Raw genomic sequence first — 26,568 nt, 5'->3', positions numbered from 1 at the left:
CGTTCACACGTCATGACAGCTATGACCCCCGGCTCGAACATCCCTCTGTCCGCCGCCCGCGTGACGGTGGACGTCGCCGCACCGGTGCGGCTCGACGTATCGGGCCTGCTGCTCACCGCCGACGGCAAGGTGCGCTCCGACGACGACTTCATCTTCTACAACCAGCCCGGCGGCCCGGGTGTGACGTACCGGTCCGGCGGCGGTGCCGCGCCCGACGCGATCGAGGTCGACACCGCCGCCGTGCCGCCGGAGATCGAGAAGATCGTGGTCACCGCGAGCCCGGACGCCGCGGGCCAGACCTTCCAGGGCATCGAGCCGACGGCGACCGTCCGGGACGCCGCCGGCGGCGCGGTCCTCGCCACCTTCACGCCGCCGCGGCTCGGCTCCGAGACGGCGCTGGTGGTCATGGAGATCTACCGCCGCAACGGCCAGTGGAAGGCCCGCGCCGTCGGCCAGGGGTACGCCGACGGGCTGGCCGGCATCGCCACGGACTTCGGCGTCTCGGTGGAGGAGCCCGCCGCCGCGCCCGCCGCACCGCCGGTCGCGGCGCCCGCGGCCCCGCCGCAGCCGCCGGCCGCACCGCCGGCCCCCGCGCAGGCCCCGTCCGCCCCTCCGCAGGCGCCCGCCGCCCCGGCCGCGCCCGCGCCCGGCGCCGGGAAGATCAACCTGGACAAGGGCCGGGTCAGCCTCCAGAAGAACCAGACCGTGTCCCTGGTCAAGGGCGGCCGCCCGCTGCTCTCCAGGGTCCAGATGGGCCTGGGCTGGGAGCCCGCTTACCGCGGCCGGGACATCGACCTGGACGCCTCGGTCATCGCCTACGGCCCGCAGCGCAACCCGGTCGACAGCTGCTACTTCGGCAAGCTGTCGATCCTGAACGGCGCGATCAAGCACTCGGGTGACAACCTCACCGGCGAGGGCGGCGGCGACGACGAGGTGATCGTCGTCGACCTCGGCAGGATCCCGCAGGAGGTCACCGGCCTGGTCTTCACGGTCAACTCCTTCTCCGGCCAGAAGTTCACCGAGGTCGCCAAGGCCTACTGCCGTCTGGTGGACGCGGCCTCGGGCGAGGAGCTGGTCCGCTTCGACCTGACCAGCGCCGAGCCGCAGACCGGCGTGATGATGGCCAAGCTCATCCGGCAGTACTCCGGCGAGTGGGAGATGACGGCGATGGGCGACTTCGTGAAGGCGCGCACGGTGCGGAACATGGTCGACCCGGGAGCCCGGGCGCTGTAGCCGCCGCCCGTACGACGGTCAGGGGCGCTCCCGCGCGGGGCGCCCGCCGGCCGGCCGGTCCCGCTGCCCGTACAGCCCTTCCATCAGCAGGGCCAGATAGCGGCGGATCTGCCCGCCCTGCCCGTCCGCGAACTCCGACGCCGTCGCCACGCCGTGCGCCAGCCGCAGCAGTTCGAGCGGCTCCACGTCGGACCGCAGGGCGCCCGCGGCCCGGGCCGCGGCCACCAGCCGGGCGGCCGCGTCCCGGACCGGGGCGCCGCAGACCGGGATCGGCGCCGCCCCGCCGTCCATGACGGCCGAACCCAGCAGCGCCTTCAGCCCGCGCACCCGGATCGTCCCGGCGCACAGCTCGTTCAGCCACTCCTCCAGCGCCTCCCCCGGCGGCAGCGCCTCGGCCAGCTCGTCGGCCCGTGCGGCGAGCGCCGCCATCCGGTCGGTGTAGGCGGCCTCCAGCAGCGCCCGGCGGTTGGGGAAGTGCCGGTACAGCGTGCCGGAACCGACTCCGGCGCGCTTGGCGATGTCGTCGAGCGAGGCGTTCTCCCCGTGCTCGGCGAAGACCTCGGCCGCCACCCGCAGCAGCCGGTCGTAGTTGCGCCGGGCGTCCGCGCGCATGGGTCTGGCCTGCGTCATCCGGGAACTCCTCGCGAACCGTGCCGATCCCGAACAGTACCGGGAGCGCTTCGGGCCCCGCGGTCAGCGGCTGTCCGGCGGCTCGTAACAGGCGCCGGCCGGGTCCGGGCCGGGCCGGCGGCCGATCACGCCGGTGCCCAGGGCGATCGTGGCGCGGATGCGCATCGGCCCGTCACCGCGGCGGGACAGCACACAGACCCCGACCACGCGCGCGTGCAGCGCACCGAGCCGGGCGGCGCACTCGGCCGCCAGCTCCCGCGGGGCCCGGGTGCGGCCGAGCGAGAGGTGCGGGGTGAAGCGCGGGAAGCGGTGCTCGCAGGCCGGGAACGGCTCCGCCAGCGCGGCGTGGAGCCGGGTCCAGGGGTCGAGTCCGGCCGCCGCGGGGTCGAGCCACACGGTGGCGGAGGCGCGGTGGCGGAAGAAGCGGACCCCGTCGAGCCGGATGCCGAAGGGCTCGCGCTCCGCGGCCGCCGCGGCCAGCAGCGGGAGCGCCGCCGGGAAGTCGTCCTCCGGCACGAAGCCGAAGAGCAGGTTCACATGCGGCGGCCACCGGCGGATCTGCGGGTCGTGCTCGGCGCGGATCCGCTGGACGGCGGGCCACAGCGGCCCCGGGGGCAGCCAGGCGACGGCGGTCCGGGGCGTGGGCGCCGACGCGAGCCGTCCCGGGGCGGCGGCCGGACCGGGCACGGACGGGCGGGACACGCCTCCATCATGGCCCCGCCCGTCGCCGGCCGCCGCCCCCGGGACGCCGCTCAGCCGGAGGAAACCGGCCGGTTCAGCGCTGCTGCCGCTTCCACGGGCCCGTGATGGCCAGCATGATGCCGGGCGTCTGGATGTTGGCGTAAAGCGTCCTGCCGTCGGGCGAGAAGGTGACGCCGGTGAACTCGCTGTACTCGGGCTCCTCGGCGGTGCCCAGGTTCAGCTCGTTGCGGGCGATGGGGTAGGTGCGGCCGCTCTCCGTCGCGCCGAACAGGTGCTGCACGCCCTCGCCGTCCTCGGCGATGACCAGGCCGCCGTAGGGGGAGACGGTGATGTTGTCCGGGCCGTCGAAGTCGCCGTCGGCGGACGGGTCCGGGTTGACGCCGATGAGGACCTTCAGCGTCAGGGTGCGGCGCTTGGGGTCGTAGAACCACACCTGGCCGTCGTGCTGGACCGGGCTCTCCGCACGGGCGTAGGAGGAGACGATGTAGGCGCCGCCGTCACCCCACCACATGCCCTCGAGCTTGCGGGCGCGGGTGATCTGGCCGTCGCCGAACTGCTTGCGGATGGAGACCTGCCGGGCGTCGCGGTCCGGGACGGTGACCCAGTCGACGCCGTAGACCGTGCCGGTCTTCGTGGCGCGGGACAGGTCGTCCACGAACTGGCCGCCGGAGTCGAAGCACTTGAAGGCCTGGAGGACGCCGGCGTCGTCGGCGAGGGTGCGCAGCTTGCCGCGGCCGTGGCGGAAGCCCTCCGGCGGAGTCCAGCGGTAGAGCAGGCCGTTGGGGCCGGAGGCGTCCTCGGTGAGGTAGAGGTGACCGCGCTTGGGGTCGACGACGACGGCCTCGTGGGCGTACCGGCCGAGGGCCTTGACCGGCTTGGGGTCGCGGTTGGCCCGGCGGTCCTCGGGGTCGACCTCGAAGACGTAGCCGTGGTCCTTGGTGAAGCCGTTCTTGCCGGCCTTGTCCTCGGTCTCCTCGCAGGTGAGCCAGGTGCCCCAGGGGGTGCTGCCGCCCGCGCAGTTGGTGGCGGTGCCGGCGATGCCCACCCATTCGGCGACCTCGCCGCCGCGCCGGACCTCCACGACGGTGCAGCCGCCGGCCGCGGCCGGGTCGTAGACGAGGCCCTCGGTGAGCGGCACCGGGTGCGGCCACTGGGCGCGGGCCCCGGCGAGTTCGTGGTTGTTGACGAGGAGCGTGGTGCCGCGCGGGCCGTCGAAGGTGGCGGTGCCGTCGTGGTTGGACGGGGTGAACTCGCCCGACTCCAGCTTGGTCTTCCCGCTGTAGGTGATGACCCGGTACTTGAATCCGGCGGGCAGCGCGAGGATGCCGTCGGGGTCGGGGAGCAGGGGGCCGTAGCCGACGCCGTGGTGCCCGTGCCCGTGGGCCGACTCGCCGTCCGCGCCGCCGGTGTCCGTGGCGGCGAGGGCGCCCGGGGCGGTGGCGAGGGCGCCGACGCTGCCCGCGAGCGCGACTCCGGCACCGGTGAGCGCGGATGTTCTGGCGAAGTCCCTGCGGCTGAGCGACATGGTGTCTCCTGTGACAGTGGGCGTGCCGTGGAGGGTGGCGTCCTGCGGTCGGCGCTCACGCTCCCGGCCGGTGCTGAACGGGAGTTGAACGCCGGGCTACCGCCGGGGTCCCTGTTCCATGAATCCGTAAGCACTGCCCCATGGCCGGTCAAGGAACCGGCCGCGGCCGCTCGGCGCCCGACCCGCGGGCGGGCAGGCAGCAGCGGGCCCGGCGCGCCCCGCCCCACCGGTGTCCGCGCTCGGCGGCCCGCCTCCGCTCAGCCGTGAACGGCCCTCTCCACCGTGCGCACGGCCCTCTCCGCCGCGCGGCCGGTCCGCCGGGCCGCCTCCGCCTAGCCGCCCTGCTGCGAGCGGGCCTTGAAGGCGGCCTTGCGCGCCTCCTTGGCCACCTTCTTGTCCGGGTGCAGCCGCCCCATCGCCTCCAGCACGTCGGCGGTCGCGGGGTGGTCCACCCGCCACGCCGCCGCGAAGAACCCGCTGTGCTGCTCGGCCAGTCCCTCCACCAGGGCCTGCAGTTCCTCGGAGTTCCCCTCCGCCTGGAGCTGCGCGGCCAGGGTGTCGACGGTCAGCCAGAACACCAGGTCCTGGGAGGGCGCGGGCACGTCCGCCGCGCCGTGTTCGCTGAGCCAGACCCGGGCGAGCCCGCCCAGCTCCGGGTCGTCGAGGACCTCCCGCAGCGCCGGCTCGGCCTCCGCGCCGACCAGGGACAGCGCCTGCTGGCAGCGCAGTCGGCGCAGCGGCGCCCCGGCGTCGGCGCCGCGCGCCGCCGCCAGCAACTCCCGCGCCGAGGCGAGCGGTTCGCGCCGGGCCAGCCACTGCTCCGTCTCGGCGCGGGCGGCGGACTGGCCGAAGCGGGAGGTGCCGTCGAGCAGGGCGTCCGCGCCCTTGTCGGCGAGTTCGCCCACCGCGGGCGCCTCGAAGCCGGCCTCCAGCAGCCGCGCCCGCAGGCCGTACGCGCCGAGCGGGGTCAGCCGGACCATGCCGTAGCGGGAGACGTCGGTGTCGTCCACCGGCGCTGCGGGTTCCTCGTCGGCGTCGGCCATCAGCGCCTCGTCCACCGGCTGGTACTCGACCAGTCCGACCGGCTCCAGCATCCGGAACTGGTCGTCGAGCCGCATCATCGCGTCGGAGACCTGCTCCAGGACGTCGTTGGTGGGTTCGCCCATGTCACTGGGGACGATCACCGAGGCGGCGAGGGCGGGCAGCGGCACCGGACCCTCGCCCGCGCCGCCCTCGGCGACGGTCAGCGCGTAGAGCGTGCCGAGGACGCCGTCGAGGAACTCCGCCTCGGCCTCCGGGTCCCAGTCGAGTGACGCGAAATCGACCTCGCCGCCCTCGTCCATGGCGTCGAGAAGACCGTCCAGGTCGGGCACGCTCGCGTCCGCGACGACCGTCTCCAGGGCGCTGAGCCACACGGTGAGCACGTCGTGCGGGGACCCGGCGGTGAGCAGCGCCAGCTCCTCGCCGGCCGTCACGGTCCCGGCCTCCTCGTCGGTGACCGCGACCAGTCCGGCGTCCACGGCCACCCGCCAGGCCTCGCTCGCGTGGGCGGCGGCGTCGTCCCCGCTCAGCCCGAGCAGCTCGGCGGCGGCCGGAAGCTGCTCCTCGACCAGTCCGCCGCCGGCGTCGACCCGGGTGCCGGGCCCGGCCCAGCGGGCGAGGCGGGCGGCGCGGGAGAGCAACGGTGTGGACAGCGCGGCACGCGCCAGCTCCGCTTCGGGACGCAGCCGCACGGGCGGCAGGGGGGAGCTGTCTGACATCGGCTGGATCTCCTCGGACCGTGAAAGGGCTCAGCCGCTCAGCCTAGACGGATTTCCACCCATGCCGCCCGGTTCATCTCCCGGCCGGGCACCGTACATGGCCGAAACCTTGACAACTCCCCTCCACAGGCAGGAGATTGACGCGCGTAGAAGTTGGGGGGACAACTGTTCACTCGGCTTCACGCGTGTCACAGAGGGCCACGAGTCCCACACGCTGCCGTTCCATCCTCGTCCCGGCGCCCAGTCACATCCCCCGGAGGGATCCCTTGCCGAGCAGGTCTTCCACGCGCCTCGCCGCGCTCACCGTCGCCGCCGTCTGCGGCGCGGCGTCCGCCGTCGTCCTCACCTCGCCCGCGCACGCCGACTCGGTCCGCGTGCACGACATCCAGGGCACCACCCGGATATCCCCGTTCGCGGGGCAGAAGGTCTCGGACGTCCCCGGCATCGTCACGGCCACCCGCACCTACGGCTCCTCCAAGGGCTTCTGGCTGCAGGACGCCACGCCGGACGACAACCCCGCCACCAGCGAGGGCGTCTTCGTCTTCACCAGCTCCACGCCGAAGGTCGCGGTCGGCGACTCGGTCACGGTGACCGGCACGGTCTCCGAGTACGTCCCCGGCGGCGCCTCCTCCGGCAACCAGTCGGTGACGGAGATCACCAAGCCCACGGTCACCGCGGTCTCCACCGGCAACGCCGTCCCGGCGCCGGTCGTCGTCGACGAGGACGCGGTGCCGGACGCCTACGCCCCGGCCGGCGACACCGCCGCGGCCGGCTCGATCAACGGCCTCGCCCTGGACCCGTCGGCGTACGCCCTCGACTACTACGAGTCCCTCGAGGGCATGAACGTCCAGGTCGCCGACGCGCGGGTGGTCACCGCGACCGACCCGTACAGCGAGCTGTGGGTCACGGTGAAGCCGCACGAGCACGCGAGCCGCCGCGGCGGCACGGTCTACGGCTCCTACGACTCCCAGAACACCGGCCGGCTGCAGATCCAGTCGCTGGGCGCGACCGCCGACTTCCCGAAGGCGAACGTCGGCGACACCCTGGCGGGCAGCACCACCGGCCCGCTGGACTTCAACCAGTACGGCGGCTACACCCTGGTCGCGAGCGAGCTGGGCACGCTGAAGAGCGGCGGCCTGCAGCGCGAGACCACGCAGGCGCAGTCGGACCGCGAGCTCGCGGTGGCGACGTACAACGTCGAGAACCTCGACCCGTCGGACGCCACGTTCGACCAGCACGCCGCCGCGATCGTGCACAACCTGCAGTCGCCGGACGTCGTGTCCCTGGAGGAGATCCAGGACAACAACGGCGCCAAGGACGACGGCACGGTCGACGCGAGCGAGACCGTGCACAAGCTGATCGACGCGATCGTCGCGGCCGGCGGCCCGAAGTACGACTGGCGCTCCATCGACCCGGTCAACGACCAGGACGGCGGCGAGCCCGGCGGCAACATCCGCCAGGCGTTCCTGTTCAACCCCGAGCGGGTGTCCTTCGTGGACCGCGCCGGCGGCGACTCGACCACCGCGGTCGGCGTCACCAAGGTGCGCGGCAAGGCGCAGCTCACCGCCTCCCCGGGCCGGGTCGACCCGGCGAACGCGGCCTGGGCGAACAGCCGCAAGCCGCTGGCCGGCGAGTTCGTCTTCCACGGCAAGACGGTCTTCGTCATCGCCAACCACCTGAACTCCAAGGGCGGCGACCAGGGTCTGGCCTCCCAGTACCAGCCGCCGGTGCGCAGCTCGGAGATCCAGCGCCACGCGCAGGCGACGGTGGTGAACGCCTTCGTCAAGGACATCCTGTCGGTGCAGAAGAACGCGAACGTCATCGCGCTCGGCGACATGAACGACTTCGAGTTCTCCGGCACCGCCCGGATCCTCGAGGGCGACGGCGAGCTGTGGTCGGCGATCAAGTCGCTGCCGAAGAGCGAGCGTTACACCTACGACTACCAGGGCAACCAGCAGGTCCTGGACCAGATCCTGGTGAGCCCGGCGATCCGGCGCGACTGCGGCCTCGAGTACGACAGCGTGCACATCAACTCGGAGTTCAACGACCAGATCAGCGACCACGACCCGCAGGTGCTGCGGTTCCGTCCGTAGCCTCCGGCCCGGTTCAGGGCTGGCGGAACACGCCGTTCAGCCAGTCCTGCCAGGCGGCTTCGTTCGCCGGGCCGTCGGCGCCGGGCGCGAAGTCGTGGACGCTGACGCCGAGCGGGGCGCCCCAGTGGCCGCGTCCGAAGAAGCGGATGAGGGCGCTGTCGGTGCGCAGCCCGATGAAGTACGGGTTCCGGTAGTCGACCACGGCGTCCAGGGTCCGCCCGCCGGGCCCCCGGACGCCGGTCTTCGTGCCCGCGGCCGCGTCGTCCGCGAGCCCGAGGGCCCGGGCGACGGCGGCGAGCGCCCCGGGCGTCGCCGAGGCCGCGGGCCCGTGCACCTGGGCGAAGGCGACGGGGCGGGGCGCGAAGTGCGTGAGGTACTCGCACAGCGTGTGCAGGTAGAAGTTGGTGTGCTTGCTCGCGCCGTCGTACTGGTTGTTCCAGTCGCCGGTGAAGATCCCGCTGTGCACGTAGCGCACCCGGGCGCGGCGGCCCTCGTCGCGGGGCTCGACGGTGTGGTCGAGCTGGTTCAGCGACTGGCCGGGCATGCCCACGTCCTCGCTGCGGCTGGTGTAGCGGTGGGGCGGGTCCCAGGCGGTGACGGTGGATCCGAAGGGGCCCCGGCCGCCCTCCCTGGGCTCGGGCGGGTCCATCGGCCACAGATAGCCGCCGGTACCGGTGGTGATCGCCTCCCAGACCTTCTCCGGCGGGACGTCGACCTCGAACTCGCGGACGATCTCGAATTCCTCGGGCATGGCGGGGCTCCTGCTCGGCTCTCGGTCCGGTCCCGGACCGTGGGGTGGAGGGCGACGACGATCCGGCGGCCGCGGCCGGCTCCGCCGGCAGCCGGGCCCTCAGCGGGTCCGGCGGCGGCGGCCGCCGCCTCGGGGTCCTCGGTCACGGTCACGTCCGGCATGCGACCACCCTCGCACCGTTTCCCGTCCAGGAGGACGAAGTCCGCGGTGCGAGGGTGGTCGGCGACGCCGTCCCGCCGGCGGGACAGGCGGTCCGGAGCGGGTCAGGAGCAGCGGCTGCGCTGCCGGCGCCAGGTGACGGCCGCCGCGATCGCGGCGGCGGTCAGGGCGCCCGCGGCCAGCACCGGTCCGGGGTGCCGCCTGCCCGCGTCCAGCGCCCGGTGCAGGGACTGCCGGAGGCCGTCGCCCGCGTGCCGCGCACGCGCACCCCGCTCCTGCAGTGCGTGACCGGCACTGGTGGCCTGCTCCTGCAGTGCGTGCCCGGCGCTCGTGGCGCGTTCCTGCAGGGCGTGCCTGGCCGGGGCGGCACGGTCCTGGACCGCCTGCCGGGCGTGGCCGGACCGCTCCTGCACCGCGTGCCGGGCGTGACTGGACCGCTCCTGCACCGCGTGCCGGGCGTGACTGGACCGCTCCTGCACCGCGTGCCCGGTCCTGGCCGCCCGCTCCTGCACGGTGTGCCCGGCCTGTGCGGCGCTGGAGCGGAGCTGCACCGTCATGGCGCCGGCCTTGTCCTTCAGGTCGGCGGCGCGGGCCTTGGCCCGTCCCTTCATGTCGACCTTGCCGACGAGCTGCTCGACGGTGTCGCCGAGCTGGCTGCGGGTCTGCTCTATCTGGTGCCGCAGTTCGTCGGGGCCCTTGGCGCCCGAGCCGTGCGGGTTCTTGTGGCTCATCGGTGTGCCCTTTCCCTGATCACGTCGACGTCCGCCTTGACGCTGTCGAGCGTCGCCTCGGGTTTGGGCGGGGTCGCGCGGCGCAACTGGGCCCGGCTGGCCATGGCCAGCAGACCGGCCACGGCGAAGAACACCACGGCGACGATCAGCGCCGACGCCCACACGGGCAGCGCGAGGGCGATCGCGGCGGTGGCGGCGCCGGCCAGGGTGATGAGGCCGACGTAACCGACGGCGCCCGCGGCACCGAGCAGTCCGCCGCCCCGTCCGGCATGGCGCCCCTTCTCGGCCAGCTCCTCCTTGGCGAGGGCGACCTCCTGCCGCAGGAGCCGGGAAAGCTGTTCGGTGGCCCGGCTGACGAGTTCACCCGTGGACGGGTGCCCGTCGACAGAGGGCCGTGTCTGCGAGGTCACGGTCACGTGTTCCGCCTCCTCCTCCGTACGGAACCCCCCGAGTACCCAGGCCCGGGTCCGTCACCCTCTCCCCTCTCCCCCCGTCCCGGGTGAGCCGAGCCGGGCGAGTTGCGTCTGGAACCAGTCCAGCCGGGCCTGCAACAGGGCCGCCTCGGCCACGAGTTCGGGTACGCCCAGGTCGCCGTCGGCCGTCAACGCGGCGGACGGCGCGGCGGCGGCCGCCACCACCCGCAGCCCTTCTCCGGCCAGCCGGGCGAACCCGGCGAGCGGGACGGCCGTACGAGCCCCCGCGCAGCCCGCGCACGCGGGCGCCAGGGCCTGCCAGCCGGGCCTGCCCCAGCCGGCGTCGGCGAGCGCGACCGCCCCGGCCCCGCAGGCGCACGGGCCCACGGTCGCCGTGCGCACCCGCTGCCGGGCGTACCGGAAGCCGCGCTCGAAGCGGATGTAGGCGCCGAGCACGGATACTTCGAGCAGGACCGCGGCCCGGTGCTCGGCGGTGCACAGCAGGGCCTCGGCGGCCGTGCGGTCGTGCACGCAGTGGAAGCCGCAGTCGCACAGCCGCGCGGGCGCACGGTGCCGCCGCCCGTAGACGCAGGACGCGTCGTCGAGCACGCCGTACGGCAGCGCGCCACCCAGGGACACACCGGTGAACCCGGCCCGGGCGCCGTCCTGCGACAGCACCGGATGGGCGATCTTGTATCCGGTCGGCGGCTCCGTCGGGCGTTCCACCGGGAGCCGCAGCCTCATCGGGCCGCCGGTACCTCTTCGCGGGCCGGCTCGGCCGGTGCGGTGCGGGTGATCTCCTCGGGGAGCTCCGGCTCCTCCTGACGGACGAGGGGCCGCTCCTCGGCGACTCCGGTGGCCAGTGCCTTGCCGAGCTTCATGGTGCCTCCCATGACCGACGTCAATGACCGTCCCGACTCATAGTGACCCATGTCGGCCGACTTGGACACAGGACCTTCGGCCACCACCCCCACTATTCAGTAATGCTTACCAATACCTGGTAGCAGAATTAAGTAGAGCTTCACCGTCGTCCGGCCGAGACTACCTGCATGACGACCCGACGCAAGCCCTTCGGCCGCACCCTGTGCGCGATGATCACCCCGTTCACCGAGGCGGGCGCACTCGACCTGGAGGGCGCCGGGCGGCTGGCGGACCGGCTCGTGGCCGGGGGCTGCGACGGGCTGGTGCTGAGCGGCACCACGGGCGAGTCGCCCACCACCACGGACACCGAGAAGGCGGACCTGATCGCGGCCGTCCGGGAGGCGGTCGGCGACCGGGCCGCGCTGGTGGCCGGCGTCGGCACGGCGGACACCCGGCACACGGCCGAGGGGGCCCGGGCGGCGGAGAAGGCGGGCGCCGACGGCGTACTGGTGGTGACGCCGTACTACAGCCGGCCGCCGCAGGAGGCGCTGGAAGCGCACTTCCGGCAGGTCGCCGACGCGAGCGGGCTGCCGGTGATGCTCTACGACATCCCGGGCCGCACCGGCACCCGGATCGAGCCGGAGACGATGATCCGGCTCGCCGAACACCCCCGGATCGTCGCGGTCAAGGACTGCTCGTACGACTTCCTCGGCACCCAGAAGGTGCTGGCGGCGACGGAGTTGGCGTACTACGCGGGCTGCGACGAGCACGTGCTCGCGCTGTACGCGGTGGGCGCGGCGGGCTGTGTCAGCACGGTCGCGAACGCGGTGCCGGGGCGGATCGCCGCCGTCCTGGACGCGTTCGACGCGGGCGACACGGCCCGCGCGGCCGAACTCCAGCTGGGCGTGACGCCGTTGATCGAGGCGATGATGGACGCGGGCCTGCCCGGCACGGTCACCGCCAAGGCCCTGCTCGGCCGGCTCGGCCTGCCCGCGGGCCCGGTACGACCGCCCCTGCTGCCCGCCGGCCGGGAGACGGCCGACGCACTGGCGGCACTGTACGAACGGCTCGTCGCACCCTGACCGGCCCGGCGGGGCCGTGACGGTCGTGTCAGATCGTGCCGATGCCCAGAACGGGCAGGCATTCCTCGACGCCGGTCAGCTCGATGTCGTCCCGGCGGACCCGTTCCCACGCGTCCCGGGTGAGCCGCCACTGCTGGATCCTTGCGGGGTCGCCACGGCGGGTGTCCCAGTCCGTGCCGTTCGGTTCGTAACCCAGCCCATGGGAGACGCGGTTGGACGCCGTGTTGTCGACGAAGGCGTCGCTGCCCGCTTCGCGTGCGCCCAGCCCGGCGAAGGCCAGATGCAGGATCGCCGCCCGCATCTCCTTGCCGAGTCCCTGTCCGCGGCTGGCGGGGGCGAGCCACGAGAAGCTGGACACGGTGCCGAACCGGGTGAAGTTCCTGCCGATGAGGTCCTGCATGCCGACCGGTTCGCCGTCGACCATCACCACGAAGTACAGCCGCCACGCATCCGGACTCACGCGGCCCCGGCCGGCCCAGATGCCGCGCAGCCACCGCCACTCGCGTTCGGGGCTGTCGGCGTAGAACGAGATCGGATCGTCGAACGGCCACGGCTCGGCGTCGGCGACCCCGGCGCGCACGAGCGGCACGAGACGTTCCAGCAGTTCGTCGGACGCGCCGGCCAGCGTCAGACGCGGCGTGCGGACTTCGACGTTCAGCGGCGGATAGGTGTAGGCCACGCCCGGACGGTAGCCAGCCCACCCGGCCGCCGCATCCGATTTTCACCGGGCGACGGCGGCCGCCGTCGCCCACTTGGGGGACGCCCGGATGCGGTGCGTGCACGCTTCCGTACGGTCGGTTGCAGGGCCGGGACGTCCCCGGGCCGCCAAGCCGGGAGGTTCGCCATGCGTCGCATCGGCTCGACACTCGCCACACTCGCCGCCGCCGGATCGCTCGCGCTCGCCGTACCGGGCTCGACCTTCGCCGCGACCGGGTTCCTCGCGATCGACGGGGTCCGTCACGACGACCCGAAGGGCTGCTTCGAGATAACCCGGCTGTCCACCGTCTTCAACTTCACGGACACACCCGCCCTGGTCCACAACGTTCCGGGCTGCGCAGGCGGCGTCGTCCAGGTCATCCCCCCGGGGCTGGCGGTACAGGTACCCGGAACGCACAGCGTCTTCATGGGCTGACCAGGCCGAGGTGGAACCCGAGAGGAGGTGCGCGGCCGGCGCTGGCGGGTCATCTCGTGGCCATCGACGAAGCCCGGTCGTCGGTTGGGTCCCGGACAGGGTCTCCGGGCCGCCCCCGGACAGGCCGGGGATGAAACCATTCGTTCGGAGCTGGAACCCCCGGAAGCCGGCCGCGCACTGGAGACCATAGGCGCGGGCACTGACAACGGGCCGGCCGGCGGCGGCCGTTGTGCGGTTCGTGTCCGGCTGCGGGACGAACCGGAGGTACGGCGGCGGATGCGGGTGAGCGCCCTCCCCGGGCCGCCGGGGGCCGCGGAAGGGCGCTCACCGGCCGCCCGTGATCAGTTGTGGCTGTGCAGGATGTCGTTCAGGCCGCCCCAGACCGCGTTGTTCGGGCGGGCCTCGACCGCGCCGGTGACCGAGTTGCGGCGGAAGAGGATGTTGGAGGCGCCGTTGAGCTCGCGGGCCTTGACGATCTGGCCGTCGGGCATGGTGACGCGGGTGCCCGCGGTGACGTACAGGCCGGCCTCGACCACGCACTCGTCGCCGAGCGCGATGCCCACGCCCGCCTCGGCGCCGACCAGGCAGCGCTCGCCGATGGCGATGATCACGTTGCCGCCGCCGGACAGCGTGCCCATGGTGGAGGCGCCGCCGCCGATGTCGGAGCCGTCGCCGACCACGACGCCCGCGGAGATGCGGCCCTCGACCATGGAGGTGCCGAGCGTGCCGGCGTTGAAGTTGACGAAGCCCTCGTGCATGACCGTGGTGCCCTCGGAGAGGTGGGCGCCGAGGCGCACCCGGTCGGCGTCGGCGATGCGGACGCCCTTCGGGGCGACGTAGTCCGTCATGCGCGGGAACTTGTCGATCGAGGTGACCTGGAGGTGCAGGCCCTCGGCGCGGGCGTTCAGCCGCACCTTCTCGATGTCGTCGACGGCGACCGGGCCGAGCGAGGTCCAGGCGACGTTGGCGAGGTGACCGAAGACGCCGTCCAGGTTCTGGCCGTGCGGCCTGACCAGGCGGTGCGAGAGCAGGTGCAGGCGCAGGTAGACGTCGTGCGCGTCGACCGGCTTCTCGTCCAGCGAGGCGATGACCGTACGGACCGCGACCACCTCGACGCCCCGGCGGGCGTCCGGGCCGGTCGCCGCGGTCGCACCGCCGCCCAGCAGCTCCGCGGCCCGCTCGGCGGACAGCCGCTCGGTGCCGGCCGGGCCGGGGTCCGCGACCAGCTCGGGGGCCGGGAACCAGGTGTCGAGAACGGTGCCGTCGGAGGCGATGGTGGCGAGGCCGGCGGCCACGGCACCGGTGGTGCGGGAAGCAGTCGTGTCGGTCATGTGGGAAAACCTAACGTGGGCGGGGGCGCCGGAGCGAACCGTGTCTCACGTGCCGGTCGCCGCCTCAGAGGATCAGCCGGGCCAGGGCGTCGCGCGCGTACTCCTCGTCGTAGGAACCGCCGGTGAGCAGCACCTGGAGGCAGATGCCGTCCATCAGCGCCAGCAGGGCCCGGGCCGTCCGCGGATCGGTGCGTTCGGCCAGCCGCGCGGCCGTCCGGCGCGTCCAGCGCGCGGCGACGGGCCGCAGGGCGGGGCGTCTGAGCGCGGCGAGGTACAGCTCGTACTCCAGCTCCGCCCCCGGCCGGTCGCCGGCCAGCCAGTCGCCGAGGACCCGCGCGAGGCCCGCCGCGAGGTCGGCGTCCGGGTCGGCGAGGACCCCGTCGGCGTCGAGCACGTCGCCGAACCCCTCGCCGGCCTGCTCCAGGGCGGCCACCAGCAGGTCGTCCAGGCCGGCGAAGTGGTACGTCGTGGAGCCGAGCGGCACGTCCGCCGCGGCGGCCACCGAGCGGTGGCTGAGCCCCGCGATGCCCTTCTCCCCCGCGACCCGGAGCGCCGCGTCGATGATCCGCTGCCGACGGCCGGGGTCATGACGGCGGGGCATCAGTGCGCACCGCCCAGGTTCAGGACCACCACTCCCCCGATGATCAGGAGTATCCCGGCGACCTTGGCGGTGCTCAGCCCCTCCCCGAAGAGCGTCAGGCCGATGACGGCGATCGTCGCCGTCCCCGCGCCCGACCAGATCGCGTACGCCGTGCCGATCGACACCGTCCGCAGGGTCCGGGCGAGCAGCGCGAAGGCGACGACGTAGCCGAGGGCCGTCACCAGGGAGGGCACCGGCCTGCTGAAGCCCTCGCTGTACTTCATCGCGGTCGTCGCGACGACCTCGGCGGCGATGGCGCAGGCGAGCCAGAGGTATCCCATGTGTACGAGCGTACACATCGGTGCCCGTGCCCGGGCCGGACATGCGGAAGGGGGCCGCGGCACACGGCCGCGGCCCCCTTCGCGGGGTGCTGCGTCAGACGTTGAAGCCGAGCGCGCGAAGCTGCTCGCGCCCGTCGTCCGTGATCTTGTCGGGGCCCCACGGCGGCATCCAGACCCAGTTGATGCGCAACTCGCTGACCAGGCCGTCCGTGGCGGACTTGGCCTGGTCCTCGATCACGTCCGTCAGCGGGCAGGCCGCGGACGTCAGGGTCATGTCGACGGTCGCGATGTTCGCGTCGTCGACGTGGATGCCGTAGATCAGGCCCAGGTTGACGACGTCGATGCCCAGCTCGGGGTCGACGACGTCCATCAGGGCCTCGCGGAGCTCCTCCTCGGAGGCGGGCTTCATCTCCACGGTGTCGCTCATGCCGTCTTCCTTTCGGCGTCGGCGCCGTCCAGTGCCTGGGCCGTCGCGTCCTTCCACGCCATCCAGCTCAGGAGGGCGCACTTGACCCGGGCGGGGTACTTGGAGACGCCGGCGAACGCGACCGCGTCCTCCAGCACCTCCTCCATGGCGTCGTCCGGCTCGATCCTGCCCTTGGACTGCATCAGCTCCAGGAAGGTCTCCTGGATCTTCTGCGCGTCGGCCAGGTCCTTGCCGACCAGCAGCTCGTTCAGCACCGAGGCGGAGGCCTGGCTGATGGAACAGCCCTGGCCCTCGTAACTGACGTCCTCGATGGTCGTGCCGTCGTACTTCACTCGGAGGGTGATCTCGTCGCCGCACGTCGGGTTCACGTGGTGCACCTCGGCGTCGCCATCCCGCAAGCCCCGCCCGTGCGGGTTCTTGTAGTGGTCCAGGATGACTTCCTGGTACATCGAGTCCAGCTTCACGCGTCAGCCCTTCATCCGAAGAAGTTCCGTACGTGCTCCAGCCCGTCGACCAGAGCGTCGATCTCCGCCGGCGTGGAGTACAGATAGAACGACGCTCGCGTGGTCGCGGGAATTCCGTACCGCAGGCAGACGGGGCGCGCGCAGTGGTGACCCACGCGTACCGCGATGCCCTGCTCGTCGAGCACCTGGCCCACGTCGTGCGGGTGGATGTCGCCCAGTGTGAACGAGATCGCGGCCCCGCGGTCCTCGGCCGTGGTCGGGCCGATGATCCGCAGGTCCGGCACCTCGGCGAGCCTCTTCACCGCGTACTCGGTGAGCGCGTGCTCGTGCGCGAGGATCTTGTCCATGCCGAGCGCGCTCAGGTAGTCGATCGCCGCGCCGAGACCGACCGCCTGGGCGATCGGCGGCGTGCCCGCCTCGAACTTGTGCGGCGCCGGGGCGTAGGTCGAGGAGTGCATCGACACCGTCTCGATCATCTCGCCGCCGCCGAGGAACGGGGGCAGGTCCTCCAGCAGCTCCTGGCGGCCCCACAGCACACCGATGCCGGTCGGGGCGCACATCTTGTGACCGGTGAAGGCCACGAAGTCGGCCTGGAGGGCCTGGACGTCGAGCGGCATGTGCGGCGCGGCCTGCGAGGCGTCGACGCACACCAGCGCGCCGACCTCCTGGGCCCGGCGGACTATCGCCTCGACCGGGTTGACCGTGCCCAGGATGTTGGACACCAGCACGAAGGAGACGATCTTCGTCTTCTCGGTGATGACCTCGTCGATGTTGGACAGGTCGAGCCGGCCGTCGTCGGTGAGGCCGAACCACTTCAGCTTCGCGCCCGTGCGCTGCGCGAGCAGCTGCCACGGCACGATGTTGGAGTGGTGCTCCATCTCCGTGATGACGATCTCGGTCTCGTGGTCCACCCGGTAGGGCTCGTCGGCCCAGCCCAGCATGTTGGCCACGAGGTTCAGCGACTCGGAGGCGTTCTTGGTGAAGATCACCTCGTCGCGGCTGGGCGCGTTGATGAACTCGGCGACCTTGTCGCGCGCGCCCTCGTACAGCGCCGTGGCCTCCTCGGCGAGCACATGCACACCGCGGTGGACGTTGGCGTTGTAGCGCTCGTAGTACTCGCTCAGGGCGTCCAGCACCTGACGCGGCTTCTGCGAGGTCGCCGCGTTGTCCAGGTACACGAGCTTCCGGCCGTCGTGGACCGCGCGGTCCAGGATGGGGAAGTCCTTGCGGATCGCCTCGGTGTCGAGGAGGCCCGGCAGTTGCGTCACGCGGATGCGCCACCCTTCGTGTAAGCCTCGTAGCCCTCTTCCTCCAGCTTGTCGGCGAGCTCGGCGCCGCCGGACTCCACGATCCGGCCGGCGGAGAAGACGTGGACGAAGTCGGGCTTGATGTAGCGCAGGATGCGCGTGTAGTGCGTGATCAGCAGGGTGCCGACCTCGCCGGTCTCGCGGACGCGGTTGACGCCCTCGGAGACGATGCGGAGGGCGTCGACGTCCAGACCGGAGTCCGTCTCGTCGAGGATCGCGACCTTCGGCTTGAGCAGCTCGAGCTGGAGGATCTCGTGCCGCTTCTTCTCACCGCCGGAGAAGCCCTCGTTGACGTTGCGCTCGGCGAAGGACGGGTCCATGTTGAGGCGCTCCATGGCCTCCTTGACCTCCTTCACCCAGGTGCGCAGCTTCGGGGCCTCGCCGCGGACGGCGGTGGCGGAGGTGCGCAGGAAGTTGGAGACCGAGACGCCGGGGACCTCGACCGGGTACTGCATCGCCAGGAACAGGCCCGCGCGGGCGCGCTCGTCGACGGACATCTCCAGGACGTCCTCGCCGTCGAGCAGCACGGTGCCGCTGGTGATCGTGTACTTCGGGTGACCCGCGAGCGAGTAGGCGAGGGTCGACTTGCCCGAGCCGTTGGGGCCCATGATGGCGTGCGTCTCGCCCTGCTTCACGGTCAGGTCGACGCCCTTGAGGATCTCCTTCGTGGCGTTGTCGGCCTCGACGGTGACGTGCAGGTCTCGGATTTCAAGCGTTGCCATGGGTGCCTCAGGACTCCTGGGTGAGGGAGACGAGAACGTCGTCCCCTTCGATCTTTACGGGGTATACGGGGACGGGGCGCGTCGCGGGCAGGCCGGACGGCTTGCCGGTGCGCAGGTCGAAGGCGGAGCCGTGCAGCCAGCACTCGATCTGGCAGTCCTCCACCTCGCCCTCGGAGAGGGAGACGTTCGCGTGCGAGCAGATGTCGTGGATGGCGAACACCTCGCCCTCCGTCTTCACGACCGAGACCGGCGTGCCGTCGAGTTCCACCCGCTTCGGGGTGTCCTCCTCCAGCTCGCTCAGCCCGCAGGCGCGTACGAAGGACGTCATGCGACCGAGGCCTCCAGCTCCTGCTCGATCTTGGTGAGCAGGCGCTCCTCGATGTCGGCGACGCCGATCTGCTGGACCAGCTCGGCGAAGAAGCCACGGACCACCAGGCGACGGGCGTCCTGCTCGGGGATGCCGCGGGCCATCAGGTAGAAGAGCTGCTCGTCGTCGAAGCGGCCGGTGGCGGAGGCGTGGCCGGCGCCGACGATCTCACCGGTCTCGATCTCCAGGTTCGGCACCGAGTCGACGCGCGCGCCGTCCGTGAGGACGAGGTTGCGGTTCATCTCGTAGGTGTCCGTGCCCTCGGCGGCGGCCTCGATGAGCACGTCGCCGATCCAGACGGCGTGCGCGTCGTCGCCCTGGAGCGCGCCCTTGTAGACGACGTTCGACTTGCAGTGCGGAGTGTTGTGGGTGACCAGCAGGCGGTGCTCCTGGTGCTGCCCGGCATCGGTGAAGTACAGGCCGAGCAGCTCGGCCTCGCCGCCGGGACCGGCGTACTCCACGCGCGGGTGCAGCCGGACCAGGTCGCCGCCGAAGGTGACGACCACGGACTTGAAGGAGGCGTCCCGGCCGATCAGCGCGTTGTGCTGGGCCACGTGGACGGCCTTCTCGTCCCAGTCCTGGACGGAGACGACGGTCAGCTTGGCGCCGTCGCCCAGGACGTAGTCGACGTTCGCGGCGAGGACCGCGTCACCGGTGTGGTCGATGACGACGACGGCCTCGGCGAAGGCGCCCAGCTCGATCACCTGGTGGCCGAAGGCGACCCCGCCCTCGCCGTGCACGGCGATGCGGATCGGCTCGGTGAGCACCGTCTCCTTGGGGACGGTGACCACGCCGGCCTGCTCGAACGCCGAGTACGCCTGCGCGGCGACGCGGTCCACCGGGGTGCCGGCCCGGCCGATCCGCGCGTCGTCGCGGCCGACGGTCTCGACGGTCACGCCCTCGGGGGCCTCCACGGCGACCTTCACGCCGGCGCCCGTCGCGACGGCGGTGCCGTCGTGCAGGCCGCGCAGGCGCTCCAGCGGCGTGAACCGCCATTCCTCCTCGCGGCCGTGCGGGACCGGGAAGTCCGCCACGTCGAAGGACGGGGGCACGCTCATGCGCGTGGCGACGGTCGACTCGGCGGCCACCGCGATCTGGCCCGCGGTGGTGGAGCCCACGGGGATGTTCTGAGCCTCAGCCATGGCTGTCGGTCTGCTCGCTTTCTTACGTGAGTGGCTTGACGGGAGCGGCGGTGGCGTCAGCCGACCGCGCCCTCCATCTGGAGCTCGATCAGCCGGTTGAGCTCGAGGGCGTACTCCATGGGGAGTTCCTTGGCGATCGGCTCGACGAAGCCGCGCACGATCATCGCCATCGCCTCGAACTCGGACAGACCGCGGCTCATCAGGTAGAAGAGCTGATCCTCGGAGACCTTGGAGACGGTCGCCTCGTGGCCCATGGAGACGTCGTCCTCGCGGACGTCCACGTAGGGGTACGTGTCGGAGCGGGAGATGGTGTCGACCAGCAGCGCGTCGCAGAGCACGTTGGACTTGGAGCCCGCGGCGCCCTCGCCGATCTCGACCAGGCCGCGGTACGAGGTGCGGCCGCCGCCGCGCGCCACCGACTTGGAGACGATGTTGGACGAGGTGTTCGGCGCCATGTGGACCATCTTGGAGCCGGCGTCCTGGTGCTGGCCCTCGCCCGCGAAGGCGATGGACAGGGTCTCGCCCTTGGCGTGCTCGCCCATCAGGTAGACGGCCGGGTACTTCATCGTCACCTTGGAGCCGATGTTGCCGTCGATCCACTCCATGGTCGCGCCCTCGTAGGCGACGGCGCGCTTGGTGACCAGGTTGTAGACGTTGTTCGACCAGTTCTGGATGGTCGTGTAGCGGCAGCGGGCGTTCTTCTTGACGATGATCTCGACGACCGCGCTGTGCAGCGAGTCCGACTTGTAGATCGGGGCGGTGCAGCCCTCGACGTAGTGCACGTAGGCGCCCTCGTCGACGATGATCAGGGTCCGCTCGAACTGGCCCATGTTCTCCGTGTTGATACGGAAGTAGGCCTGGAGCGGGATCTCGACGTGCACGCCCTTCGGCACGTAGATGAAGGAGCCGCCGGACCACACCGCGGAGTTCAGCGACGCGAACTTGTTGTCGCCGACCGGGATGACCGTCCCGAAGTACTCCTTGAAGAGCTCCGGGTGCTCCTTCAGCGCGGTGTCGGTGTCGAGGAAGATGACGCCCTGCTCCTCCAGGTCCTCACGGATCTGGTGGTAGACGACCTCGGACTCGTACTGGGCCGCGACACCGGCCACGAGGCGCTGCTTCTCCGCCTCGGGGATGCCGAGCTTGTCGTACGTGTTCTTGATGTCCTCGGGCAGGTCCTCCCAGGACTCCGCCTGCTTCTCGGTGGAGCGCACGAAGTACTTGATGTTGTCGAAGTCGATCCCCGACAGGTCCGAGCCCCAGTTCGGCATGGGCTTCTTCTCGAAGAGCCTGAGGCCCTTGAGACGGAGCTTCGTCATCCACTCCGGCTCGGACTTCTTCGCGGAGATGTCCCGGACGACGTCCTCGTTGATGCCGCGCTTCGCAGAGGCGCCGGCAGTGTCGGAGTCGGCCCAGCCGTATTCGTACTTACCCAGACCCTCGAGTTCGGGGTGGGCAGTCTCCGTGGGGAGAGTCATGCGGGGTTCCTCCCGGCCGTGCTTGCAGATGCTTGGTGGCTCTGGTTGTCGGACTTCGAAATCTTGGGGATGAACGTCGTGCAGACGCCGTCGCCGTGCGCGATGGTCGCCAGCCGCTGCACATGGGTACCCAGCAGCTCGGCGAAGATCTCCGTCTCCGCCTCGCACAGCTGCGGGAACTGCTCCGCCACGTGCGCGACCGGGCAGTGGTGCTGGCAGAGCTGCTCACCCCGCTGCGGAAGGGGCGCGCTGCGCGCCGCAGCAGCGTACCCGTCCGCGCTGAGGGCCTTGGCCAGTGCCTCGGCGCGCAGCTCGGGGCCGACGCTCTCGATCGCCTCGCGGTAGGCCTCCGCCTGTGCGGCGAACCGGGCCCGGGCGAAGGCGGCGACCGCCTCCGGACCGCCCTCCCGCTCGGCGATCCAGCGGAGCGCGTCCGCGGCCAGCTTGTCGTACGACTGGTCGAAGGCGTCCCGGCCGCAGTCGGTGAGCGCGAACACCTTGGCGGGCCGGCCGCGCGTGCGCGCGCCGTACACCCGCTGCTCGCGGGCCTCCACGACGTCGTCCGCGACGAGCGCGTCCAGGTGGCGGCGTACGGCGGCCTGGGTCAGGCCCAGCCGTCCGGCCAGCTCGGCGACGGTCGACGGGCCGTGGTCCAGGATGGACCGCGCGACCCGGTTGCGCGTCGAGCGCTCCCCGGTCGCGAGCTCCTCCTGCGGGGTCCCCACCGGGGTCTCCCGAGCCTCGCCGACGTTTTTCACAACGCCATTGTTGCGTAATTCCTCGGAGACTGACAAGCGCCGTCCGGATCACCCCCCGGTGCCCTGCGTCACTTAGGCATACCTAATCCCACCTGCGGAAATGACCTTCTGATCGATCATCCCGCCCAGCCCGGCCAGGCGGCTCACTGGCGCCGCGGCCCCTGGTCGGAGAGACTCCGGGACCATGTCCACACCCCCTCCGACCGGCCCTCTTCTCACCCGGGACAGCCTGGCCGAGGAGCTGCGCCGACTGGGTGTCGAACGCGGCGAGACCCTCCTGGCACACTCCTCGCTGAGTTCCCTCGGCTGGGTGAACGGGGGCGCCGTCGCCGTCGTCCAGGCGCTCCTCGACGCGCTCGGCCCGGCCGGCACGCTCGTCGTCCCCACCCAGTCCGGCGACCAGTCCGACCCGGCGCTGTGGCGCAGCCCGCGGGTGCCCGAGGAGTGGTGGGACCGCATCCGCGCCACCATGCCCCCGTACGACCCGGCGACCACTCCCTCGCGTGGCGTCGGCGTCGTACCGGAGACCGTGCGGACCTGGCCGGGCGCCCTGCGCAGCGCGCATCCGCAGACCTCCTTCGCGGCCCTCGGCCCCCGCGCGGCCGGCATCGTGGACGGGCACGCCCGCGACTGCCGGCTCGGCGAGCGGAGCCCGCTGGCCCGGCTGGAGAAACTGGACGCCCGGGTGCTGCTGCTCGGCGCCGGCTACGACGCCTGCACCAGCTTCCACCTGGCCGAGTACCGCACCCCGTCGCCGCTGGTGAACGTCGGCCGGCCGGCGCCGGGCGGCGGCTGGGAGACGGTGACCGAGGTGTCGATCACCTCGGACCGCTTCGACGAGCTGGGCCACGACTTCGAACGGGACCGGCCCGTCGTGCGCGGGAAGGTGGGCGCCGCCGACGCGCGCCTGTTCCCGGTGGCGGACGCGGTGGCCTACGCGCAGCGGTGGCTCCCGCTGCACCGGCCCCGTGAGGAGGACTTCCAGCACCCCCGCGTCTGAACGCCCGGCGGCGTCCCTAGACTCTGGGTTCATGCGAAGTGAGCCCGTGGTCCAGGTCGAGGCCTTGGTGAAGCGGTACGGCACGAAGACCGCGGTGGACGGGCTGGACCTGGTGGCCCGGGCGGGAGTGACCGCCGTGCTCGGTCCCAACGGGGCGGGCAAGACGACCACGGTCGAGACCTGCGAGGGGTACCGGAGGCCGGATTCCGGCACGGTGCGCGTCCTGGGCCTCGACCCGGTACGGCAGTCCGCCGACCTGCGTCCCCGGATCGGCGTGATGCTCCAGTCCGGCGGCGTGTACTCCGGCGCCCGGGCCGACGAGATGCTGCGGCACGTCGCCAGACTGCACGCGCACCCGCTGGACGTGGACGCGCTGATCGAGCGCCTCGGGCTCGGCTCCTGCGGCCGGACCTCCTACCGGCGGCTGTCCGGCGGCCAGCAGCAGCGGCTCGCGCTCGCCATGGCCGTCGTCGGGCGCCCCGAGCTGGTATTCCTGGACGAGCCGACCGCGGGACTCGACCCGCAGGCCCGCCGGGCCACCTGGGACCTGGTGCGGGACCTGCGCGCCGACGGCGTCTCGGTGATCCTCACCACGCACTACATGGAGGAGGCCGAGCAGCTCGCCGACGACGTGGCGATCATCGACGGCGGCCGGGTCATCGCCCAGGGCTCGCCGGAGGAGCTGTGCAAGGGCGGCGCGGAGAACACCCTGCGCTTCACCGGCCGCCCCGGCCTCGACGTGGCCTCCCTGCTGAAGGCGCTGCCCGCCGACTGCACGGCCGCCGAGCTGACCCCGGGCGCCTACCGGGTCTCCGGCAAGGTGAACCCCCAGCTGCTGGCGACGGTGACCTCGTGGTGCGCCCAGCACGGGGTGATGCCGGACCGCATCTCGGTCGAGCGGCACACCCTCGAGGACGTCTTTCTGGAGATCACGGGCAAGGAGCTGCGTTCATGAGCACCGCGTCGGGTACGTACACCCCCAGGCCGGGCGCGGCGCCCCTCCCCCGCATGATCGCGGCGCAGGCGGCGCTGGAGACCCGGATGCTGCTGCGCAACGGCGAGCAACTGCTGCTGACGGTCGTGATCCCGACCCTGCTGCTGGTCCTGTTCAGCTCCGTGGACATCGTGGACACCGGCAAGGGCGAGGCCGTGGACTTCCTCGCGCCCGGCATCCTCGCCCTCGCCGTGATGTCCACGGCGTTCACCGGGCAGGCCATCGCGACCGGCTTCGAGCGCCGCTACGGCGTGCTCAAGCGGCTGGCCTCCTCCCCGCTGCCCCGCTGGGGTCTGATGGCCGCGAAGACGGCGTCGGTGCTGGTCACGGAGCTCCTCCAGGTGATCCTGCTGACCGCAATCGCGTTCGCCCTCGGCTGGTCCCCGCACGGCAGTCCCTTCGCCGTACTGCTCCTGCTGGTGCTCGGCACGGCCGCCTTCTCCGGGCTCGGCCTGCTGATGGCCGGCACGCTGAAGGCGGAGGCGACGCTGGCCGCCGCCAACCTGGTCTTCCTGCTGCTGCTCGTCGGCGGCGGGGTCGTCGTCCCGCTGGAGAAGTTCGGCTCGGCCGGCCGGCACGTGCTCGGCCTGCTGCCGATCTCGGCGCTCTCCGACGGGCTCCGGGACGTCCTCCAGCACGGGGCCGGGGTGCCCTGGGGCGATCTGGGGATCCTCGCGGTGTGGGCGGTCCTGGGACTGGCCGCGGCGGGGAAGTTCTTCCGCTGGGAGTGAGGCGCGATGGACCCTCGTGAAAGTGTGCACAAGCGGCGGCCTACCATGGTGCACGTGCCCAAGCTGACCCTCGCCGACGCCACCGCGGCGCTGCGCAACCCGCTCGCCTTCATCGCCGACCGCTGGACCCCGGATCCCCGGACCGTCCGGCGGGCGGCGCTCGCCGCGCTCGTCATGGCGGTGATCATCGTGGTCACCGGCGGCGCGGTCCGCCTCACCGGCTCGGGCCTCGGCTGCCCGACCTGGCCGACCTGCACCGAGGACTCGCTGACCACCACCCGGGCCATGGGCTTCCACGGGGTCGTCGAGTTCGGCAACCGCATGCTGACGTACGTGCTGTGCGCCGCCGTCGGCTGGGCGATCGTCGCCGCGCGCGCCGAGAAGCCGCGGCGGCGGAGCCTGACCCGGCTGGGCTGGGCGCAGTTCTGGGTGGTCATGGGCAACGCGGTGCTCGGCGGCATCGTCGTCCTGGTCGGCCTGAACCCGTACACGGTCGCCGCGCACTTCCTGCTCTCCTCGGGGCTGATCGCCATCGCCACGGTGATGTGGCAGCGCACCCGCGAGGGCGACGAGGCGCCGCGTCCGCTGGTCGGCAAGGCGGTGCAGCAGCTCGTGTGGTTCCTGGTGGCCGCCTCGGTGCTGCTCCTCGCGGTCGGCACGGTGGTGACCGGGGCCGGCCCGCACGCGGGCGACTCCTCGGAGGTGCCGCGGATCCCGATCGACTGGGAGACCGTCTCCAAGCTGCACGCGGTGCTCGCCTGGATCGTGGTGACGCTGACCTTCGCGCTGTGGTTCGTGCTGAAGGCGGTGGACGCGCCCGGCGGACCCCTGGCACGCACCCGGGAGCTGTTCCTGATCCTGCTCGGGCAGGGTGTCATCGGCTACGTGCAGTACTTCACGCACCTGCCCGAAATCCTCGTCGCCCTGCACATGCTCGGCTCGTGCCTGGTGTGGATCGGGGTGCTGCGGGTGCTGCTCGCGCTCCGGGAGCGCCCCGGGGCCGCCCTCGACGTGCCCGGCCCCTCTGCCGAGGTGGCGGTGGGCACGCGCGCGTAGGTCATCCGTACACGGTGACCAGTTCGTCGATCGCCGGCCCGAGGTAGGCCCGGGTCAGCCCGGCGCGGCGGGCGAGCCAGGCCTCGTCCCGCGGGGCCGGAGCGCCGTAGCGCCGGCGGGTGATGTCCTCCACGACCTCGGCGGGCGCGCCCAGGGCGGCCAGCTCGGTCAGCGCCTCGCGCTTGGAGACCAGCCGTCCGTCGCGCAGGGTCACGGTGGCGCGGGCGAAGGTGAGCAGTCCGAGGTCCACCCAGACGTCCTGCCGCCACAGCCGGGCGCGGTCCACATGGGGCCGCCAGTAGTCCCGCTGGTCCCGTACGACGAACTCGCCGAGCTGCCGGTCCGGGACCGGCGGCAGCAGCCCGGCCGGCGGCCCGCCGTGCAGCACCCGGCCGAAGTCGTGCAGTTCGCGCCGGGTCACGGGGGTGACCGGGCGGCGCGTCACACGGCCGTGCGCCCAGGTCAGGTGGGACCGGCCGGGGTCCCCCGACGCAGCCGGGGTGAGGTAGGTGCAGTGCAGCCCGGCCGCGAGCGGTGCGGCGCGCAGCCGGCGGTGCGTCCGGACCACCCCGTGCACCGTGCCCAGGGTGAGCGGGTCCGGTAGCACCGCGATCAGGTCGAGGTCGCTGCGGCCCTCCTGGTAGTCGCCGCCGGCCAGCGAGCCGTGCGCCCAGAGAGCCAGCGGCCGCAGCGGGGCGAGGTCGCGCAGGAAGCGGGCGAGGAGCGCTTCGGTCGGCGTGGCATCGGTGGGCATGGCAGCAGTCTGTACGGCGCCGGCGCCGCCGCACACCCCTGCGC

The 26,568-nt window shown here is 72.5% G+C and carries 30 protein-coding genes; 8 read left to right on the top strand and 22 right to left on the bottom strand.

Features of this window, described 5'->3' with window-relative positions; translation table 11 throughout:
• Positions 1-21: 21 nt before the first annotated feature.
• Positions 22-1,233, top strand: coding sequence for a TerD family protein (locus ACZ7JA_RS34545; protein WP_389304548.1), 1,212 nt, complete (start codon positions 22-24; stop codon positions 1,231-1,233).
• 18 nt (positions 1,234-1,251) lie between these two features.
• On the opposite strand, the gene ACZ7JA_RS34540 is transcribed toward ACZ7JA_RS34545, so the two are convergent.
• From ACZ7JA_RS34540 to ACZ7JA_RS34525, 4 genes are all read right to left on the bottom strand, one after another.
• The gene (locus tag ACZ7JA_RS34540; protein ID WP_389304397.1) at positions 1,252-1,863 is read right to left on the bottom strand and encodes a TetR/AcrR family transcriptional regulator; all 612 of its coding nucleotides are present in this window, start codon (positions 1,861-1,863) and stop codon (positions 1,252-1,254) included.
• A 63-nt stretch (positions 1,864-1,926) separates the two neighbouring features.
• Positions 1,927-2,565, bottom strand: coding sequence for a 2'-5' RNA ligase family protein (locus ACZ7JA_RS34535; protein ID WP_470812332.1), 639 nt, complete (start codon positions 2,563-2,565; stop codon positions 1,927-1,929).
• Positions 2,566-2,638: 73 nt separating this feature from the next.
• A complete protein-coding gene (locus tag ACZ7JA_RS34530) occupies positions 2,639-4,090 on the bottom strand; it encodes an alkaline phosphatase PhoX (protein WP_351669255.1) in 1,452 nt (483 codons plus the stop codon).
• A gap of 332 nt (positions 4,091-4,422) precedes the next feature.
• Positions 4,423-5,850, bottom strand: coding sequence for a hypothetical protein (locus tag ACZ7JA_RS34525; RefSeq protein WP_351669256.1), 1,428 nt, complete (start codon positions 5,848-5,850; stop codon positions 4,423-4,425).
• A gap of 266 nt (positions 5,851-6,116) precedes the next feature.
• On the opposite strand from ACZ7JA_RS34525, the gene ACZ7JA_RS34520 reads away from it, so the two are divergent.
• A complete protein-coding gene (locus tag ACZ7JA_RS34520; RefSeq protein WP_470812329.1) occupies positions 6,117-7,943 on the top strand; it encodes an endonuclease/exonuclease/phosphatase family protein in 1,827 nt (608 codons plus the stop codon).
• Positions 7,944-7,956: 13 nt separating this feature from the next.
• Here the strand turns inward: ACZ7JA_RS34520 and ACZ7JA_RS34515 are convergent, their stop codons facing one another.
• From ACZ7JA_RS34515 to ACZ7JA_RS34495, 5 genes are all read right to left on the bottom strand, one after another.
• Positions 7,957-8,694: an SRPBCC family protein gene (locus ACZ7JA_RS34515; protein WP_351669258.1), complete on the bottom strand. Its 738-nt coding sequence runs from the start codon at positions 8,692-8,694 to the stop codon at positions 7,957-7,959.
• A gap of 263 nt (positions 8,695-8,957) precedes the next feature.
• Entirely contained in the window at positions 8,958-9,584 is a 627-nt protein-coding gene (locus tag ACZ7JA_RS34510) for a DUF3618 domain-containing protein (RefSeq protein ID WP_470812327.1), read from the bottom strand.
• Positions 9,581-10,000 (bottom strand): phage holin family protein, encoded by a 420-nt coding sequence (locus tag ACZ7JA_RS34505; protein ID WP_470812325.1) that lies wholly within the window; start codon positions 9,998-10,000, stop codon positions 9,581-9,583. Before ACZ7JA_RS34505 ends, ACZ7JA_RS34510 begins: the two co-directional genes overlap by 4 nt.
• Before the next feature lie 54 nt (positions 10,001-10,054).
• Entirely contained in the window at positions 10,055-10,741 is a 687-nt protein-coding gene (locus ACZ7JA_RS34500) for a hypothetical protein (RefSeq protein ID WP_389452865.1), read from the bottom strand.
• The gene (locus tag ACZ7JA_RS34495; RefSeq protein WP_470812417.1) at positions 10,738-10,890 is read right to left on the bottom strand and encodes a hypothetical protein; all 153 of its coding nucleotides are present in this window, start codon (positions 10,888-10,890) and stop codon (positions 10,738-10,740) included. The genes ACZ7JA_RS34500 and ACZ7JA_RS34495 overlap by 4 nt, the downstream gene beginning before the upstream one ends.
• 156 nt (positions 10,891-11,046) lie before the next feature.
• On the opposite strand from ACZ7JA_RS34495, the gene dapA reads away from it, so the two are divergent.
• Positions 11,047-11,940 carry a 4-hydroxy-tetrahydrodipicolinate synthase gene (gene dapA / locus ACZ7JA_RS34490; RefSeq protein WP_403684348.1) on the top strand — a complete coding sequence of 298 codons (894 nt, stop codon included), beginning with the start codon at positions 11,047-11,049 and terminating at the stop codon, positions 11,938-11,940.
• 28 nt (positions 11,941-11,968) lie between these two features.
• Here the strand turns inward: dapA and ACZ7JA_RS34485 are convergent, their stop codons facing one another.
• A complete protein-coding gene (locus tag ACZ7JA_RS34485) occupies positions 11,969-12,619 on the bottom strand; it encodes a GNAT family N-acetyltransferase (protein ID WP_470812323.1) in 651 nt (216 codons plus the stop codon).
• 165 nt (positions 12,620-12,784) lie between these two features.
• Here ACZ7JA_RS34485 and ACZ7JA_RS34480 point away from each other — a divergent pair, with 165 nt between their 5' ends.
• Positions 12,785-13,072: a hypothetical protein gene (locus tag ACZ7JA_RS34480; protein WP_351669265.1), complete on the top strand. Its 288-nt coding sequence runs from the start codon at positions 12,785-12,787 to the stop codon at positions 13,070-13,072.
• Positions 13,073-13,413: 341 nt separating this feature from the next.
• On the opposite strand, the gene dapD is transcribed toward ACZ7JA_RS34480, so the two are convergent.
• The 11 genes from dapD to ACZ7JA_RS34425 all read right to left on the bottom strand — a co-directional run bounded on the left by dapD (position 13,414) and on the right by ACZ7JA_RS34425 (position 21,989).
• Positions 13,414-14,403 (bottom strand): 2,3,4,5-tetrahydropyridine-2,6-dicarboxylate N-succinyltransferase, encoded by a 990-nt coding sequence (gene dapD, locus ACZ7JA_RS34475; protein ID WP_470812321.1) that lies wholly within the window; start codon positions 14,401-14,403, stop codon positions 13,414-13,416.
• 64 nt (positions 14,404-14,467) lie between these two features.
• The gene (locus tag ACZ7JA_RS34470; RefSeq protein WP_389304380.1) at positions 14,468-15,004 is read right to left on the bottom strand and encodes a TetR/AcrR family transcriptional regulator; all 537 of its coding nucleotides are present in this window, start codon (positions 15,002-15,004) and stop codon (positions 14,468-14,470) included.
• Positions 15,004-15,324: a DMT family transporter gene (locus ACZ7JA_RS34465; protein ID WP_351669268.1), complete on the bottom strand. Its 321-nt coding sequence runs from the start codon at positions 15,322-15,324 to the stop codon at positions 15,004-15,006. The genes ACZ7JA_RS34470 and ACZ7JA_RS34465 overlap by 1 nt, the downstream gene beginning before the upstream one ends.
• Positions 15,325-15,418: 94 nt before the next feature.
• Entirely contained in the window at positions 15,419-15,751 is a 333-nt protein-coding gene (locus ACZ7JA_RS34460) for a metal-sulfur cluster assembly factor (protein WP_131569140.1), read from the bottom strand.
• Positions 15,748-16,215, bottom strand: coding sequence for a Fe-S cluster assembly sulfur transfer protein SufU (gene sufU / locus ACZ7JA_RS34455; protein WP_199210101.1), 468 nt, complete (start codon positions 16,213-16,215; stop codon positions 15,748-15,750). The genes ACZ7JA_RS34460 and sufU overlap by 4 nt, the downstream gene beginning before the upstream one ends.
• A gap of 11 nt (positions 16,216-16,226) precedes the next feature.
• On the bottom strand, positions 16,227-17,483 hold the full coding sequence (locus ACZ7JA_RS34450) for a cysteine desulfurase (RefSeq protein ID WP_351669269.1): 1,257 nt from the start codon (positions 17,481-17,483) through the stop codon (positions 16,227-16,229).
• On the bottom strand, positions 17,480-18,244 hold the full coding sequence (sufC, locus tag ACZ7JA_RS34445; protein ID WP_351669270.1) for a Fe-S cluster assembly ATPase SufC: 765 nt from the start codon (positions 18,242-18,244) through the stop codon (positions 17,480-17,482). The genes ACZ7JA_RS34450 and sufC overlap by 4 nt, the downstream gene beginning before the upstream one ends.
• Before the next feature lie 7 nt (positions 18,245-18,251).
• Positions 18,252-18,572 (bottom strand): non-heme iron oxygenase ferredoxin subunit, encoded by a 321-nt coding sequence (locus tag ACZ7JA_RS34440; protein ID WP_199210104.1) that lies wholly within the window; start codon positions 18,570-18,572, stop codon positions 18,252-18,254.
• Positions 18,569-19,753, bottom strand: a complete 1,185-nt coding sequence (gene sufD, locus ACZ7JA_RS34435) for a Fe-S cluster assembly protein SufD (protein WP_389304376.1) — start codon at positions 19,751-19,753, stop codon at positions 18,569-18,571. Before sufD ends, ACZ7JA_RS34440 begins: the two co-directional genes overlap by 4 nt.
• A gap of 56 nt (positions 19,754-19,809) precedes the next feature.
• Entirely contained in the window at positions 19,810-21,231 is a 1,422-nt protein-coding gene (sufB, locus tag ACZ7JA_RS34430) for a Fe-S cluster assembly protein SufB (protein WP_199210105.1), read from the bottom strand.
• Entirely contained in the window at positions 21,228-21,989 is a 762-nt protein-coding gene (locus tag ACZ7JA_RS34425) for a helix-turn-helix transcriptional regulator (RefSeq protein WP_351669272.1), read from the bottom strand. The genes sufB and ACZ7JA_RS34425 overlap by 4 nt, the downstream gene beginning before the upstream one ends.
• A 184-nt stretch (positions 21,990-22,173) precedes the next feature.
• Here ACZ7JA_RS34425 and ACZ7JA_RS34420 point away from each other — a divergent pair, with 184 nt between their 5' ends.
• Genes ACZ7JA_RS34420 through ACZ7JA_RS34405 form a run of 4 tightly spaced genes read left to right on the top strand, consistent with a single transcriptional unit; the run spans position 22,174 to position 25,770 of the window.
• The gene (locus ACZ7JA_RS34420; protein ID WP_351669273.1) at positions 22,174-22,989 is read left to right on the top strand and encodes an AAC(3) family N-acetyltransferase; all 816 of its coding nucleotides are present in this window, start codon (positions 22,174-22,176) and stop codon (positions 22,987-22,989) included.
• A 31-nt stretch (positions 22,990-23,020) separates the two neighbouring features.
• Complete coding sequence (locus tag ACZ7JA_RS34415; RefSeq protein WP_351669274.1) at positions 23,021-23,944, top strand: ABC transporter ATP-binding protein; 924 nt, start codon at positions 23,021-23,023, stop codon at positions 23,942-23,944.
• The gene (locus tag ACZ7JA_RS34410; RefSeq protein WP_470812316.1) at positions 23,941-24,714 is read left to right on the top strand and encodes an ABC transporter permease; all 774 of its coding nucleotides are present in this window, start codon (positions 23,941-23,943) and stop codon (positions 24,712-24,714) included. The genes ACZ7JA_RS34415 and ACZ7JA_RS34410 overlap by 4 nt, the downstream gene beginning before the upstream one ends.
• Before the next feature lie 45 nt (positions 24,715-24,759).
• Positions 24,760-25,770 carry a COX15/CtaA family protein gene (locus ACZ7JA_RS34405; protein WP_389452849.1) on the top strand — a complete coding sequence of 337 codons (1,011 nt, stop codon included), beginning with the start codon at positions 24,760-24,762 and terminating at the stop codon, positions 25,768-25,770.
• 1 nt (position 25,771) lies between these two features.
• Here ACZ7JA_RS34405 and ACZ7JA_RS34400 read toward each other — a convergent pair whose 3' ends face one another.
• A complete protein-coding gene (locus ACZ7JA_RS34400; RefSeq protein ID WP_351669277.1) occupies positions 25,772-26,524 on the bottom strand; it encodes a nucleotidyltransferase domain-containing protein in 753 nt (250 codons plus the stop codon).
• Positions 26,525-26,568 lie beyond the last annotated feature (44 nt).

This window comes from Streptomyces sp. NPDC038135 (assembly GCF_055601245.1).
This window is presented reverse-complemented; position numbering and strand designations above follow the sequence as displayed.

Bases quoted from the DNA above. Each gene is read 5' to 3' on its own strand.
- ACZ7JA_RS34545 (WP_389304548.1), top strand. From the start codon at position 22: ATGACCCCCGGCTCGAACATCCCTCTGTCCGCCGCCCGCGTGACGGTG.
- ACZ7JA_RS34540 (WP_389304397.1), bottom strand. From the start codon at position 1,863: ATGACGCAGGCCAGACCCATGCGCGCGGACGCCCGGCGCAACTACGAC.
- ACZ7JA_RS34530 (WP_351669255.1), bottom strand. From the start codon at position 4,090: ATGTCGCTCAGCCGCAGGGACTTCGCCAGAACATCCGCGCTCACCGGT.
- ACZ7JA_RS34525 (WP_351669256.1), bottom strand. From the start codon at position 5,850: ATGTCAGACAGCTCCCCCCTGCCGCCCGTGCGGCTGCGTCCCGAAGCG.
- ACZ7JA_RS34515 (WP_351669258.1), bottom strand. From the start codon at position 8,694: ATGCCCGAGGAATTCGAGATCGTCCGCGAGTTCGAGGTCGACGTCCCG.
- ACZ7JA_RS34510 (WP_470812327.1), bottom strand. From the start codon at position 9,584: ATGAGCCACAAGAACCCGCACGGCTCGGGCGCCAAGGGCCCCGACGAA.
- ACZ7JA_RS34500 (WP_389452865.1), bottom strand. From the start codon at position 10,741: ATGAGGCTGCGGCTCCCGGTGGAACGCCCGACGGAGCCGCCGACCGGA.
- ACZ7JA_RS34495 (WP_470812417.1), bottom strand. From the start codon at position 10,890: ATGGGAGGCACCATGAAGCTCGGCAAGGCACTGGCCACCGGAGTCGCC.
- dapA (WP_403684348.1), top strand. From the start codon at position 11,047: ATGACGACCCGACGCAAGCCCTTCGGCCGCACCCTGTGCGCGATGATC.
- ACZ7JA_RS34480 (WP_351669265.1), top strand. From the start codon at position 12,785: ATGCGTCGCATCGGCTCGACACTCGCCACACTCGCCGCCGCCGGATCG.
- dapD (WP_470812321.1), bottom strand. From the start codon at position 14,403: ATGACCGACACGACTGCTTCCCGCACCACCGGTGCCGTGGCCGCCGGC.
- ACZ7JA_RS34470 (WP_389304380.1), bottom strand. From the start codon at position 15,004: ATGCCCCGCCGTCATGACCCCGGCCGTCGGCAGCGGATCATCGACGCG.
- ACZ7JA_RS34465 (WP_351669268.1), bottom strand. From the start codon at position 15,324: ATGGGATACCTCTGGCTCGCCTGCGCCATCGCCGCCGAGGTCGTCGCG.
- ACZ7JA_RS34460 (WP_131569140.1), bottom strand. From the start codon at position 15,751: ATGAGCGACACCGTGGAGATGAAGCCCGCCTCCGAGGAGGAGCTCCGC.
- sufC (WP_351669270.1), bottom strand. From the start codon at position 18,244: ATGGCAACGCTTGAAATCCGAGACCTGCACGTCACCGTCGAGGCCGAC.
- ACZ7JA_RS34440 (WP_199210104.1), bottom strand. From the start codon at position 18,572: ATGACGTCCTTCGTACGCGCCTGCGGGCTGAGCGAGCTGGAGGAGGAC.
- sufD (WP_389304376.1), bottom strand. From the start codon at position 19,753: ATGGCTGAGGCTCAGAACATCCCCGTGGGCTCCACCACCGCGGGCCAG.
- sufB (WP_199210105.1), bottom strand. From the start codon at position 21,231: ATGACTCTCCCCACGGAGACTGCCCACCCCGAACTCGAGGGTCTGGGT.
- ACZ7JA_RS34420 (WP_351669273.1), top strand. From the start codon at position 22,174: ATGTCCACACCCCCTCCGACCGGCCCTCTTCTCACCCGGGACAGCCTG.
- ACZ7JA_RS34415 (WP_351669274.1), top strand. From the start codon at position 23,021: ATGCGAAGTGAGCCCGTGGTCCAGGTCGAGGCCTTGGTGAAGCGGTAC.
- ACZ7JA_RS34410 (WP_470812316.1), top strand. From the start codon at position 23,941: ATGAGCACCGCGTCGGGTACGTACACCCCCAGGCCGGGCGCGGCGCCC.
- ACZ7JA_RS34405 (WP_389452849.1), top strand. From the start codon at position 24,760: ATGGTGCACGTGCCCAAGCTGACCCTCGCCGACGCCACCGCGGCGCTG.
- ACZ7JA_RS34400 (WP_351669277.1), bottom strand. From the start codon at position 26,524: ATGCCCACCGATGCCACGCCGACCGAAGCGCTCCTCGCCCGCTTCCTG.